Genomic DNA, 13,062 nt, shown 5'->3' on the forward strand with positions numbered 1-13,062 from the left:
CTCCCTGCCCCCCGAGCAGACAGCCGCGCCGCAAGGCAATGCTCCGGTCCAGGGCCACCTGGCCCCCGAGCCGGTCCTCGAGACAGAGCAGGTCACCGGGTTCCCGCAGGACCGCTTCGAGGAGTCACCGGAGGTGGCGGGACAATGGGCCGCCCAGGCCGCGGGGGCCGGACAGCCGCTGGGCGCGCGTCCCATGGAGCTGTCGCGGATGGAGCCGGCGCCCTCCCTCACGGGCGCGAAGGGCTGGGCCCAGCAGACGCCGGTCCTCCGGCAGACAGACGCCACCAATTGCGGTGCGACGGCCGCCGCGATGCTGGTGCGCGCCAATGGCGGCGGCCAGGGGCAGACGGACGCCCAGCTCGTCCAGTCACTGGAGTCGCGCTACTCCGACAGCAAGGGCACGACGCCGGACCAGATGGGCCAGATGCTCGCGGGCCAGGGCTTCGAGGTGACGCGCGGCGCATCCCAGTTCGACCGCGACGCGCTGAACGCCGCGCTCGACTCGGGCAAGAAGGCAGTGGCCCTGGTGGACTCCAACCGCATCCAGCCCGGCGCCTCCGGCGACACGTCCGCTGGCAGCGCGCACTGGGTGGAGATCGACGGAAAGAATGCCCAGGGCCAGTACCGCATCCAGGATCCGGCCTCCGGCTCCAGCTACGACGTGGACCTCCAGCACCTCACCCAGGCGATGAACTCCGGCTGGGATTCGTTCAACGGCGGCGGGATGCTCATCGTCAATCCCCAAGGCGGTGACGCGGGCGCGCTCGCCGCCGCGAACGCGAATCACTCCGCCACGCTGGGGGATTCCTCCGGCATCGGCTCCAAGAACAGCTCCTTCGGCTCGCGCGAGTCCGGTTCGTAGTTCGCGCGGCGCGGGGACACGAAAAGGCCCCGCGTGCATCGCACGCGGGGCCCCGTTCTTCACGTCCGCCTGCTTCCTCAGATGTTCGGGATGTCGGAGGCGAAGCGCTGGTTGTCGTTCAGCGTGGAGGGGTTCGCCTGGACGGACTCCAGGAAGAGGCGCGCGTTGTTGGACAGGCTGCGCTCGAAGGCGAACGCGTCATCGCCCTTCACGTTCGGGTTGTCGCTGATGCGCTGCTCGGGGTGCTCGAAGTTGGTGCGGCCGCCGCGCACGTGGTGCAGGTAGTTGTTGGCCCCCACCGCGCGCATCGCGTCCAGCGCGTTCGTCACGTTGAGCTCGATGGCTTCCGGGCTGCTGCCGTTGAGCTGCTGGAGGTCCTGAGGCAGGTGCTTGCCGTAGGTCTCCAGCAGGTCCTTGTTCAGGTTGAAGGGGCCGTAGTTCGTCGCGGCGCCGCTCTTGTTGAAGTCCGTGCCGCCCTCCTGCATCACCTGCGCGACGAGCAGCGCGGCCTCCTCGGGGGCGGCGCCCGACTTGATGGCCGTGTCCCAGACGTTCTTCTTCCAGAAGCTCAGCGGCTGCCCGTTGTATTGCTTGTCCTCCGAGTACGAGAGCGCCTGGTAGTCCTTGGAGGCGTCATGCGAGCTGGCCGGCACGAGCGCGTCCGCGCTGACCGGATCCGAGCCCGCGCCCGCGGGCCGCGTCGTCGGCGTGGGAGGCAGCGACCGAGTCCGCGCCGAGGACTCGAAGCTGTCCGTGTGGAACAGCTTGTTGCGCAGGGCCGCCGCGGACGTGTCCTGGGAGGGCTGCACCGGCTGCGCCCTCGCGGCCGGCTTCAGCAGGGACGTGAGGAACGAGGACGGGTTGGAACGCGAAGAGACGGAGGAGATCATGACGTGCTCGGGGTCGTGGGGGCCGTGAATGGCCGGTACGCGTTCCCCAAGCAGGAGTGATGCCAGTGGGCCTCCCGAGGGAGCCGCCACGCAGAGGGGTTCGCAAGTGGGTGACTCGAGTCACCCGGTGGCGGTCCCAGTGGGTGACAGGAGTCACCCGGCGTCGTCTTCGTCCGCCCCGGGCTTGCCGTCGCTGAGCTCCAGACCGTGCTTGCGCATCAGCTTGCGCAGGTACACCCGGTCGATGCCGGCCTCCCGGGCGGCGCGGTTGAAGCGGCCCTCGCAGCGCTTGAGGAGGCTCATGAGGTAGTCGCGCTCGAAGCCCTCCACGAGCTGCTCCTTGGCTTCCTTGAAGGGCCGGGCCAGGTTCAGCTCGCCCGCGCGGAGGGAGGCACGGCCGGGGACGCCCGGGTCGATGTCCGGCAGGGACTCCTCGCCCAGGTTCACCACGCGGTCCACCACGTTGCGCAGCTCGCGCACGTTGCCCGGCCAGGGGTACTGGAGGAGCAGGGCGCGCGTCTGGTCCGACAGGGTGCTGGGCGGCTTGCCCAGGCGCTCCAGCACGGTGTCGATGAGCATGGGGATGTCCTCCGGACGCTCGCGCAGCGGCGGCAGCGCGACGCGCAGCACGGCCAGCCGGTGGAAGAGGTCCCGGCGGAACTTCTCCGCCCTCACCGCGGCCTCCAGGTCCACGTGCGTGGCGGCCACCACGCGCACGTCCAGCGCCCGGTAGTCGTTGGCCCCCACCCGCTTCACCTGCCGGCGCTCCAGCACGCGCAGGAGTCGCGGCTGCATCTCCAGGGGCAGCTCGCCCACCTCGTCCAGGAAGACGGTGCCCCCGTGGGCGCGCTCGAAGGCTCCGGCCCGGTCCGCCTGGGCCCCGGTGAAGGCCCCCTTCACGTGGCCGAACAGCTCGGACTCGATGAGCGACGGCGCGATGCCCGCGAGGTCCACCACCACGAAGGGCTTCTTCGCGCGCGGGCTTTCATTGTGCAGCCCCTCGGCGCACAGCTCCTTGCCGGTGCCCGTCTCACCCTGGATGAGCACGTCCGAGTCGCCCGGCGCCATGCGCTCCAGGAAGGTGAAGACCTCGCGCATCCGGCGGCTCTGGCCCACCAGGGCGCCGAAGCGGTCGCGCGGCGACAGCAGCAGCGAGCGCTCACGGGTGTCCTCGGGCATCACCTTGAGCTGCGTCTCCCCCAGCCGGAGGACGGCGCCGGGTTGGACCTCCAGCTCGCTGAAGCGCAGGCCCTGGCAGAAGGAGCCGTTGTACGAGCCCAGGTCCGTGGCGACGACGCGATCCTCCCGCACCTCCAGCTTCAGGTGGTAGCGGGACACGGTGCCATCCTCGAGCACGATGTCGCAGTCCGCGCTCTTGCCCAGCCGGTACTCCCCCACCGGCAGCGGGTGGCTCCGGCCGGCCGCGGGCCCGGACAACACCCACAGCTTCAAGCGGACCTTGCCCCCGGGCTTCTCGGGAAGGGTCCGGGTCCTGTCGGAAGACGGCGTCTCCCGCCCCTCCGGCCTGTCATCCCGTGTCGACACCGCGACGACGCTAGCACGCGAGCAGAGGGCCGGGAGTCCTCGGGGAACACGCCCACCTCCTTGCGGTGCCCCGTTGGAAGGCAATGCCTTGCACCCCACCGTTCCGGCCGCTCCGAGCCGGAAGGAGCAAGCATGCGTGTCAGGAATCGGGGCGCCCTGGTGGGCCTGGGGCTGATGCTGGCGGGTGGAGGCCAAGGCATGGCGCCCCGACGGGACGGCGGGGGGAACCACCTCCGTGAAGCGGCTGGACGCGGGCCTCACCAGCATCCTCGACGTGGGCTCCTCGGGAGCGCAGGGGCTGTTCGTCTTGCTGGACGGCGCCAACTCCGAGGTGTGGCGGACGAACGGCACCGAGGCGAACGGGCCGGGTCCTCTTCAGCGGCGCGTTGACGCCCGGGCCGGCCACGGCGCTGTAGCCATCCCAGACCTGCCCGGTGGATTTCGACGACATGCGGTGACAATGACAGACTCGCGCAGTGCCTCCTCGTCTCCGGGCACGCATTGAAGGCGCGGAGCACGGACTGGTAGAACGCTCCCCAGTCCCGAAGGGGGAGTGGGAATGTCGCTGCGTGGATCCGTCGGATTCATCCTCGTCTTGCTTGCGGCCGCCGTGGGGTGCGGCGACCCAGGCGTCTCGCCACTACCGCCCGAGCCGCCAGTCCGCGACGCCGGCGTCCTGGACGCGGGCTCGGCCGATGATGCCGGCACCTCCGACGATGCCGGCGTCGTGGATGGAGGAGTGCTCGCGGAGGTCCCTTCGCCGCCGGAGGCAGTGGTCGCGGTGAGCGGGGACAGCGCCGCCCGGGTGTTCTGGACAGCGGCCCAGGACCACGGAAGTCCGCTCACGGGCTACATCGTCACGGCCTCGCCGGGCGGGGCTTCGGAGACGGTCGCGCCGGACGTGCTCGAGGTCCAGGTGGCGGGCCTCACCAACGGAACGGAGTACACGTTCACAGTGGTAGCGGTGAACGCAGTGGGCCCTTCCACGCCGTCCCAGCCCTCCGAGCCGGTGACGCCCGCGGGCAGGCCAAGCGCGCCCACGGGCGTGGTGGCAACGGCGGAGGTTCGCGGCGCGACGCTGACCTGGACCGCCCCTGAAGCCAACGGCAGCCCCGTCACCCGCTACGCCGTGGACGTCCAGCCCGCCGTGGAGGGCGCGACCGTCGACATCACGGGGGAGCAGGCCCACGTCACCGGCCTGGCCAACGGCACGCCCTACACCTTCACCGTGCGGGCCTGGAACGCCGTGGGCGAAGGGCCCGCGTCCGCGACCTCCAATGCCATCACCACGCCGGACGTGCCCGGAGTCCCGCTGGACGTCTCCTTCCAGGCGGAGGACGGCGCGGCCGCCGTGTCCTGGAGCGCCCCGGCGTCCGACGGAGGCCACGCCCTCACCGGCTACACCGTGACGCTCCAGCCGGGCGACGTGACGCGAACGCTGCCCGCCGCCCAAACCCAGACGCGCTTCACAGACCTGGCCAACGGCGCGGCGTACACGCTGCACGTCGTCGCGCTCAACGCGGTGGGCACCGGCCCCGAGGCGACAGGGACGGTGACGCCGGCCCGTCCTCCGGCCGCGCCAACGGACGTCGTGGCTGTCGCGGGCATGGGCCAGCTCACGCTCACCTGGACCGCGCCTGCCTCCACCGGGGGCTCGCCCGTGACGGCCTACCGGGTGACGCCGCACGCGGCGGGCGTCCCGGGCACGGCCGTCACCGTGGGACCGGACACGGTCACCACACTGACAGGCCTGCCGAGGGGAACCACGTTCACCGTGACGGTCGCCGCGTTGAACGCCGTGGGCACGAGCGCGGACTCCGAGCCTTCCGCGGCGGTCACGACGCACGACGTGCCCGGAGCTCCCCGGACGCCTCTCGCCACCGCGCTCGGTAACGGCCGCGTCCGCGTCGACTGGACGCCCCCCGCCTCCAACGGAGGCATCCCCCTCACCCGCTATGTCGTGCGCGCGAGCCCCAGTGGACGCACCGCCACCGTGGCGGCCGGCGCCACCTCCGCCACCGTCCTCGGTCTGGGGGGCGGGATGCACCATGCCTTCACGGTGCAAGCCTCCAACGCGCTGGGAGACGGTCCGCTGTCGGAGGCCTGTGACGCGAACACGCCCTGCGGCCTGGGGCTGGGCGCCGGGCCCAGGTTGTCGGACCAGGCGTCGTCGGTGGTCATCGCGGACTTCAACGAGGATGGCCTTCCCGACGTGGGGTACACGGACGCCTTTGGCGTAGGGGTGCTGTTGGGGGATGGCGCCGGCGGGCTTGCGCGCCATCACATCTTCACGACGGTCCCCAACGGCAGGGAAGCCCAGGTGGCGGACTTCAACCAGGACGGGCACGCCGACCTCGTGTTCCTGTACGCCGCTTCCGGCAGCGCCCAGGCCACCGTCGTGTTCGGGGATGGAACAGGCCGCTTCACGGCGAAGCGGGACCTCGCCAGCGGCACCACGACGGGTTCGCTGGTCGTGACGGACCTGGAGGGAGACGGAAAGCAGGACCTCGTCATGGCCGACTGGGGCAGCAGGATGCTCCGCCTGTTCCACGGCGACGGGCGGGGGGACTTCGCGCCCCGGCACGACGTCCCCTTCCCAGACGACATCCGCTCGGTCGCGGCGGGTGACTTCAACGGGGACGGCCTGGCGGACCTCTTCCTCACGCACAACAACTTCAATGCCACGGTGTTGCTCGCGGATGCGACCGGCGGCTTCCAGACCGGCCAGACCTTCCACACGGGGCTGTACCCCAGTGCCGCGAAGAGCGTGGACCTCAACGGCGATGGCAAGCTCGACCTCGCGTACGCGAACACCGGAGCGTCCTCCTTCGCGGTGGCCCTGGGTGACGGCACCGGGCAGTTCGGGGCCTTCGCGGACATCCCAGTGGCCAACACGCCCACGTCCCTGACCTTCGTGGACATGGACGGGGATGACCACCTGGACGCAGTGGTGAACCACGACACCTTGAACCTCGCACTGCTTCGAGGAGATGGCGCGGGCGGCTTCAACGGCCGGCAGGACTTCGTCGTGTCGAGCTCGGGGCGCGTGGTGGTGGGCGACCTGGACAGTGATGGCAGCCAGGACCTGCTGATGGCGGGCAACCCCATCCACTTCTTGAAGGGTGACGGCCGGGGTGGAGTCCGGACGAGGATGGAGGTGGCCACCCCGGCCATTCCCACCTGGGCGGCCACCGGGGACCTCAATGGTGACGGCAAGCTGGACCTCGCGGTCGCCGCCTCCAATCAACGTGTCAACGTGAGCCTGGGGGAGGGCAACGGGCGGTTCGGTGCCCTGCGCGCCCTCGTGACGCCTTCGAACGCGAGCGCGGTCGTCATCGTGGACCTGGACGGGAATGGCTGGCCGGATCTCGTCACGGCGAACCCCAGCGGCACGCCCGCCCCCACCTTGAATGGCAACGTCAGCGTGTGGATGGGAGATGGCGCGGGAGGCTTCGGACCGAGGAGGGAATTCGCGACGGGGTTGGCGCCCAACGCGCTCCTCGCGGAGGACTTCACCGGGGATGGCAAGGTGGACCTGGTCACCGCGAACAGCAGTGACCATACGGTGAGCCTGCTGACGGGCGATGGCACCGGAGGCTTCGCCGCCCGCCAGGACTCGCGGGTCACCGAAGTCCCCATCGCGCTCGCCAGCACGGACGTGGATGGCGATGGAAGGCGGGACCTGGTGGTGGTGGGCTACACCGGGTACGTCGAAACCGTACGGAACAACGGAACCGGCTTCTTCACCCGGAAGCAGTCTCTCTCTATCGGCTCCCGTCCCCGGTCCATCGCGCTCGCGGACTTCAACGGCGACGGGCGGATGGATGCCGCGGTCGCCGACAGCACGGGCAACACCGTCACGGTGCTGTCGATAGCGCCGACGTGGGGGCTGTCCACCCTGACCACGCGCCCCACCGCAAGCACCCCGTATGGGCTCGTGGCCGCGGACTTCGACAGGGACGGGAAGCCAGACCTCGTCGTCGTCTACAACCCCGCCAACCTGGGCTCGGACTACATGTTCAGCGTCTTTCCAGGGACGGGGACGGATACCCTTGGGCCGGTCGTGCGCTACACCACGAGAGGCAGTGTCGTGGCGGTGACGAGCGCGGACCTCGATGCGGACGGACGGCCGGACCTCATCACGTCCCAGGGAACCCACAAGAGTGTCGGCGTGTTCATGAACTTCTGTCTCTAGCCGCGCCCTTCCGCGTCCACCGGCGGCGTGCCGGTGGACGCGGGGTCCCACCCGGCCTACCGGTAGGTGTCCAGGTAGGCGCGGTGGCTGTTGGAGAACTCGAAGTTGGTGAACTTGTCCCAGTTGATGGACCAGGTCATCAGCCCCTTGAAGCCCGGGTAGCCGCCGGCCTGGCGCAGCACGTAGGTGCCGCCGAAGGACTGTCCCTTCATCAGGTAGTCCAGCGCCTTCTGCACGTTGGCGGGCGTGGTGTAGCCGCCGCCCGCGGCCTGCGGCGAGGACGGCAGACCGATGACGACCTGCTCCGGCCGGAGCGCGGGGAAGACGGCGCTCGCGTTGCCGCCCACGGGGAAGCCCTGGAGCAGCATCTCCGCCATGGCCACGTGGAAGTCCGGCGTGCTCTGCGCGTAGGCGCGACCGTCCAACCCCATCACCGTGCCGGTGTTGTAGTGCTGCACGTGCAGGTACGTCAGCCGGTCGCGCAGCGCGTGGATGACGGGGAGGTACGCGCCCCACGGGCCGCCGTAGGCCGCGTAGCCGCCCTGCACGTAGGCGGTCTCCGGCGCCATGGTGAGCAGGAAGCCTGCCCCGTTGTCGTTGAGCAACTGGCGCGTGCCCGCGATGAGGTTCTGGATGCGCGGCGTGGTGGGGTTGCGGAAGTCGGTGTCCCCGCCATTGAGGGACAGCGACGCGCCCTCCAGGTCCAGGTCCAGGCCGTCAAAGCCATACGTGTTGACGAGCCCCTGCATGCTGGTGACGAAGGCCTGCCGCGCCGCCGCGTTGTCCAGGTGGACGGTGCCGTTCGCACCGCCCAGGGAGATGAGCACCTTGCGGCCCTGCGCCTTGAGCGCGGCGATGTCCGCTTTGAACTCGGCCACGGTGGCGTTGTACGGGGTGAAGCCCATGGTGCCGGAGGGCGCGCCCGTCACCGGCTCCGCGAAGGCCACCTGGATGACGTTGAAGTTGGAGGACACGTCGCGCAGCCGGATGTTGGTGGAGCCGTTGTCGAAGTTGTGCCAGTAGCCGACCAGCACCTTGCTGCCCGCGGGCGTCGTGTTGCCCGTCGTCACGGCGACGCTGTTGCTCGCGGCGGAGCGGTTGCCCGCCGCGTCGCGCGCCTTCACGGTGAACGTGTAGGTGGTGTTGGCGGCGAGCCCGGTGACGGTGGCGCTCGTCGTGGTGGAGGTGGCCGAGGCGGAGGCTCCGTTGTTGACGAAGACCTCGTAGCCGGTGACGCCCACGTTGTCGGTGGACGCGCTCCAGGTCAGCGACACGCTGTCATACGTCTTGGAGGGTGAACCGACTCCGGAGGGCGCGGTGGGGGCCTGCGTGTCCGCGGGAGGATTGCCGGTGCGCTCCAGCCACAGGGCGAGCACGTTGGGCGGTTCCCAGCCCACCAGGGACGTGTGGGACTGACGGCAGTCGTAGCCCTTCCCGCCATAGGACGCGATGTCACCCACGGCATACGCGACGCCTGGAGCCCAGGCGCCCCGGTCCGCGGCCAGGGCCAGGGTGGGCAGAAGCAGCAGGAGCACGGCGAGGGCCGCGCGGGACGACGAACGAGGGGGATGCATTGGGGGAAAAGCCTCCCGGTAAAGGGTCCGGGAGACAGGGAGGGCGGACCCCGGGAAAGCGGGTCAAGAGCCCTGAAAGATTTTCCTGAGCGCTCTTGGAAGGTTGGTCAGCGAACGGAGGAGCTGGCCCCCTGGATCCGGGTGACCGGCCTCCAGGCCCAGGACCTAGGATTCGCCTCCATGAAGTTTCTAGGTGAGTTGGACGAGGCCTCTCTCGCGCGGACCCAGCGGTGCAACCGTCGCCTCGCGGATCCGAACCGTCTGCAGGCCATCCGGGACACCGGGCTGATGGACACGCCTCAGGAGGAGGCCTTTGACCGCCTCGCCCGCCTGGCGGCGCAGCTGCTCAACGTCCCGCTGACCATCATGTCGCTGGTGGACTCGAACCGGCAGTTCTTCAAGGCGGACTTCGGCCTGCCCTCGCCCTTCCGGGAGACACGGACGCTGCCCATCGACGCGTCGCTGTGCCGCTACACGCTCGAGGGGGAGCCCATCATCTCCTCGAACGCGCCCGCGGATCCGTTCCTGAAGTTCCATCCGTCCACCGGGCCCTGGGGCATCGTCGCCCTCATCGTGCTGCCGTTGATCAACCCGGAAGGGCACGTGCTGGGGACCTTCTGCTGCATCCAGCCCTCGGTGCGCGAGTGGACCGCACAGGACCACCTGGTGATGAAGGAGCTGACGGCCTCCATCATGACGGAGATCAACCTCCGCGATCAGATCCGCAAGCTGAAGGCCGAGCAGCGGATGCGGGACACGTTCGTCGCGGCGCTCACGCACGACCTGCGCACGCCCCTGACGGCGTCGAAGCTGAGCGTGCAGCTGATGGGCAGGCGTCATGCGGACCTGCCGGGCGTCCAGACCTCCGTGGGCCGCGTGACGGCGAGCCTGGACCGCGCGGAGCGGATGATCCAGAACCTCCTGGACGCCAGCCGCATCCAGGCCGGCAAGCTCGTGGCGCTGGAGGTGCGGGAGTGCGACCTCCACGCGGTCGCGGCCCAGACGCTGGATGAACTCTCGGCGCTCTACCCGGGGCGCTACGAGCTGAAGGCGGAAGGTGAGTTCACGATGCGGGCGGATCCGCTCGGGCTGCGCCGCATCGTGGAGAACCTGGCCTCCAACGCGGCGAAGTACGGCGCGCCGGGCACCCCGATTGAAGTCCGGCTCGAGCGGGATGAAACCCAGGTGAGGCTCCAGGTGCGCAACCAGGGCACGCCCATCGCCGCGGAGGACCTGCAGACCATCTTCGAGCCGTTCCACCGCACGCGGTCCGCCACGGAGAGCGCGGAGAAGGGCTGGGGACTGGGGCTGCCCCTGGTGCGAGGCCTGGCCGAAGCGCACGGAGGCAAGGCCACGGTGACGAGCGGCGCCGAGGAGGGGACCTGCTTCACCATCACCCTTCCGCTGGACGCGAGCGCACGACAGCGGCGTTCCGCGTAGGGGATGGGGAGCGCGAGGGGGGTGTTCCTGGGGCTATCCTTTCCCCATGGCCATTCCCGCTCATTACGACGCCCTCTCGGCGCTGGAGCTGGTGGCCATCGCGCTCCTCGAGGTGAAGGGGGATTGGACCTGGGCCGCGCTGGATGCGCTGCGAGGGCGCGACCGGGACGAGGTGTTCGCCGCCGCCGGGATGTTGCTGCGCTCCCCTTCTTCGCGGGAGCGCGCACGAGGCGCGGAGCTGCTCATCCAGGCGGCGGGGCACGACGCGAAGGAGCACCGTGAAAGCAGGGCGCGGTGCGCGGAGGTCCTGCTGTCCGCGTTGGACGAAGAGAAGGACGCCTCCGTCCTCCAGGAGATGGGCCACACCCTGGGTTACATCGAGGACACCCGGGCGGTGCCCGCGCTGCGGCCCTTGAAGGACCACCCGGATGCCCGGGTCCGGGAGGGAGTCGTCCGGGGCCTGATGCCGCACCCCGGCGACTCCGTGGCCCTCCAGACCTTGATGGAGCTCTCCCGGGACGGAGACACATCCGTGCGCGAGGAGGTGCTGTCCGGACTGGCCCTCAAGGACGAGGACGAGGTGGACACCCCGGAGCTGCGGGACGCGTTCCTCGAACGGCTCTCGGAGGAGGACAGCGGCATCCGGGCGGACGCGCTGGTCGGGTTGGCCAAGAGGAAGGACCCGCGCGCGCTGGAGCCGCTCCGCCGTGAGCTGGCGGGAAGCGAGGTCATCGTCCTGGCTGTCGAAGCAGCCCAGGCGCTGGAGGACCTCTCCCTCCTGCCGCTGCTCCATCGTTTTCGGGACCCGCCTGGCAAGGCCGACAGCTACTTCCGCAGCGTCCTCTCTGACGCCATCGCCCACCTGGAATCACTCGCCTGAGCAATGGCTGTACCGGACCGGTCTCCGTGGAAACCCCAGGACGTCCAGACGCAAGGGACGCGCCCTCCGCATGGCGCCTGACCTCTCCAGCGGACCGGTCCTGTCCTCTCCACAGGACAGGAAGCGTGCACGCGCCCCACGTGTGCCTTGCGGCGAGGCGGTGGGTGCACTAGCCATCGATTATGGCCCAGCGTCGCCCGACCCGACCGTCCGCCTCCTCTGATTCGTCCAAGTCCCGCAGCGCCACTGGCAAGGCCGCCACGAAGCCCGGGGGCCGTCCCACCGGGGGCAAGGCCCCTGCCCCGGCGAAGAAGGCCGCGGTCGCGAAGCCGGTGGTGCAGGCCCTGAAGACCGCGGCCTCGAAGCTGAAGCAGGTCGCGAAGGCGGTGAAGGGCGCGGCGGCCAAGGCAAAGCCTGTCGTGAAGCCCACCGCGAAGGCGGCGCAGGCTTCGAAGGCCGCACAGGCTCCGAAGGCTTCGATGGCGAAGTCGGGTGCTCAGGCCTCGAAGACGCCTGCCGCGAAGTCCGCGACCCAGGCGCCGAAGGACTCCGCCGCGAAGACGGGCGGTGCGAAGGCGCAGAAGACGCCAGCCGCGAAGTCTGCACAGGCGCCGAAGACGCCCTTAGCGAAGGCCGCCGCGCAGGTGCCTACCGCGAAGCCGGGCGCACAACCGTCGAAGACGCCCGTTGCGAAGCCCGCCGCGCAGGCTTCAAAGACAGCCGCCACGAAGCCCACCGCTGCCAAGGAGAGCCCCAAGGCTCCGGCGTCGAAGGCTGCCCAGACACCCGCAGCGGAGTCTGCTTCAACCGGAAAGGGCCCGAAGGCGTCCGCAGCAAAGGCCGCCGGACGCGCCGCGCAGAAGCCGGGCTCGACCGAGGAAGGCGCCAAGACCAATGCATCGAAGGCCTCCGAGGCGGCTGCGGAGCCGACTCCAACCAAGAAGGGCCCGAAGGCTTCCGCGTCGAAGGAAGCCCAGGAGCCTGATGCATCGACCGACGAGAGCCCCAAGGCCGATGCATCGAAGTCCTCCAAGGTAGCCGCGGAGCCGACTCCAACCAAGAAGGGCTCGAAGGCCGCCGCGTCGAAGGCTGCATCGACCGAGGAGCCCCTGAAGACCGAGGCACAGAAGTTCTCCGAAGTTGTCGCGGAGCCCGTATCGGCCGAGGAGCGCCCGAAAGACTCCGCGCCGACTCCCTCCGAACAGCCTTCTCAAGCCCCTGAGCCGACCTCCGCGGGTGCGGAGACGGCCGAACTGAAGACGGACGCCAGCGAGGCTCCCTCGAAGCGCGCGGGGAAGGCGCCCAAGGGCTCTTCCACGAAGAAGACCCCGGCCGAAGGAACTCCCGCCGCCGCGCCGCAGGAGGCCCCCGAGCCTTCCCCATCGGCGCCCCCCGCGGAGTCCGCCACGCCCGCGCCACAGGCGGAGACGGGCACCACCGACACCGCTCCCGCGACCACCGTGGAAGGAACGCCTCCCGCGACGGAGACGACGGCCGCAGCGGAAGCTCCATCACAAAAGATCTCGGGCCGCGCCGCCAAGCGGAAGTCCTCTGAAGCCGCTCCCGCCGCAGTGACTGAAGAGGCATCCATCCCTCCCGCCCCCAGCGAGGAGCCTGCATCGAAGGCGAAGCGCGGCGCCAAGGGCGCGGCTCGCCCCGCCGAGGAGGAGCCCACC

The 13,062-nt window shown here is 70.1% G+C and carries 9 protein-coding genes; 6 read left to right on the forward strand and 3 right to left on the reverse strand.

The features are described from left to right. On the forward strand, window positions 1-862 hold an 862-nt coding region (locus tag D7V77_RS34325), incomplete at its 5' end, for a papain-like cysteine protease family protein (protein ID WP_120580488.1). Window positions 863-939: 77 nt separating this feature from the next. On the opposite strand, the gene D7V77_RS34330 is transcribed toward D7V77_RS34325, so the two are convergent. Both D7V77_RS34330 and D7V77_RS34335 read right to left on the reverse strand, forming a co-directional pair. Next, window positions 940-1,752, reverse strand: coding sequence for a hypothetical protein (locus D7V77_RS34330; protein WP_120580489.1), 813 nt, complete (start codon window positions 1,750-1,752; stop codon window positions 940-942). Between the two features lie 153 nt (window positions 1,753-1,905). After that, on the reverse strand, window positions 1,906-3,204 hold the full coding sequence (locus D7V77_RS34335) for a sigma 54-interacting transcriptional regulator (RefSeq protein WP_233597409.1): 1,299 nt from the start codon (window positions 3,202-3,204) through the stop codon (window positions 1,906-1,908). Window positions 3,205-3,532: 328 nt separating this feature from the next. On the opposite strand from D7V77_RS34335, the gene D7V77_RS43380 reads away from it, so the two are divergent. Together D7V77_RS43380 and D7V77_RS34340 are read left to right on the forward strand one after the other, a co-directional pair. After that, window positions 3,533-3,802, forward strand: a complete 270-nt coding sequence (locus D7V77_RS43380) for a hypothetical protein (protein ID WP_169822063.1) — start codon at window positions 3,533-3,535, stop codon at window positions 3,800-3,802. Between the two features lie 54 nt (window positions 3,803-3,856). After that, window positions 3,857-7,492, forward strand: coding sequence for an FG-GAP-like repeat-containing protein (locus D7V77_RS34340; RefSeq protein ID WP_120580490.1), 3,636 nt, complete (start codon window positions 3,857-3,859; stop codon window positions 7,490-7,492). A 56-nt stretch (window positions 7,493-7,548) separates the two neighbouring features. On the opposite strand, the gene D7V77_RS34345 is transcribed toward D7V77_RS34340, so the two are convergent. Next, complete coding sequence (locus tag D7V77_RS34345; protein WP_120580491.1) at window positions 7,549-9,066, reverse strand: chitinase; 1,518 nt, start codon at window positions 9,064-9,066, stop codon at window positions 7,549-7,551. Between the two features lie 180 nt (window positions 9,067-9,246). On the opposite strand from D7V77_RS34345, the gene D7V77_RS34350 reads away from it, so the two are divergent. The 3 genes from D7V77_RS34350 to D7V77_RS43385 all read left to right on the forward strand — a co-directional run. Further along, on the forward strand, window positions 9,247-10,506 hold the full coding sequence (locus D7V77_RS34350) for a GAF domain-containing sensor histidine kinase (RefSeq protein ID WP_120580492.1): 1,260 nt from the start codon (window positions 9,247-9,249) through the stop codon (window positions 10,504-10,506). A 46-nt stretch (window positions 10,507-10,552) separates the two neighbouring features. Continuing rightward, window positions 10,553-11,386, forward strand: coding sequence for a HEAT repeat domain-containing protein (locus tag D7V77_RS34355; RefSeq protein ID WP_120580493.1), 834 nt, complete (start codon window positions 10,553-10,555; stop codon window positions 11,384-11,386). 182 nt (window positions 11,387-11,568) lie between these two features. Then, window positions 11,569-13,062, forward strand: a 1,494-nt coding sequence (locus D7V77_RS43385) for a hypothetical protein (RefSeq protein ID WP_147452251.1), incomplete at its 3' end; no start/stop codon positions are given.

Source organism: Corallococcus sp. CA041A (genome assembly GCF_003612075.1).
Lineage (GTDB): Bacteria > Myxococcota > Myxococcia > Myxococcales > Myxococcaceae > Corallococcus > Corallococcus exiguus.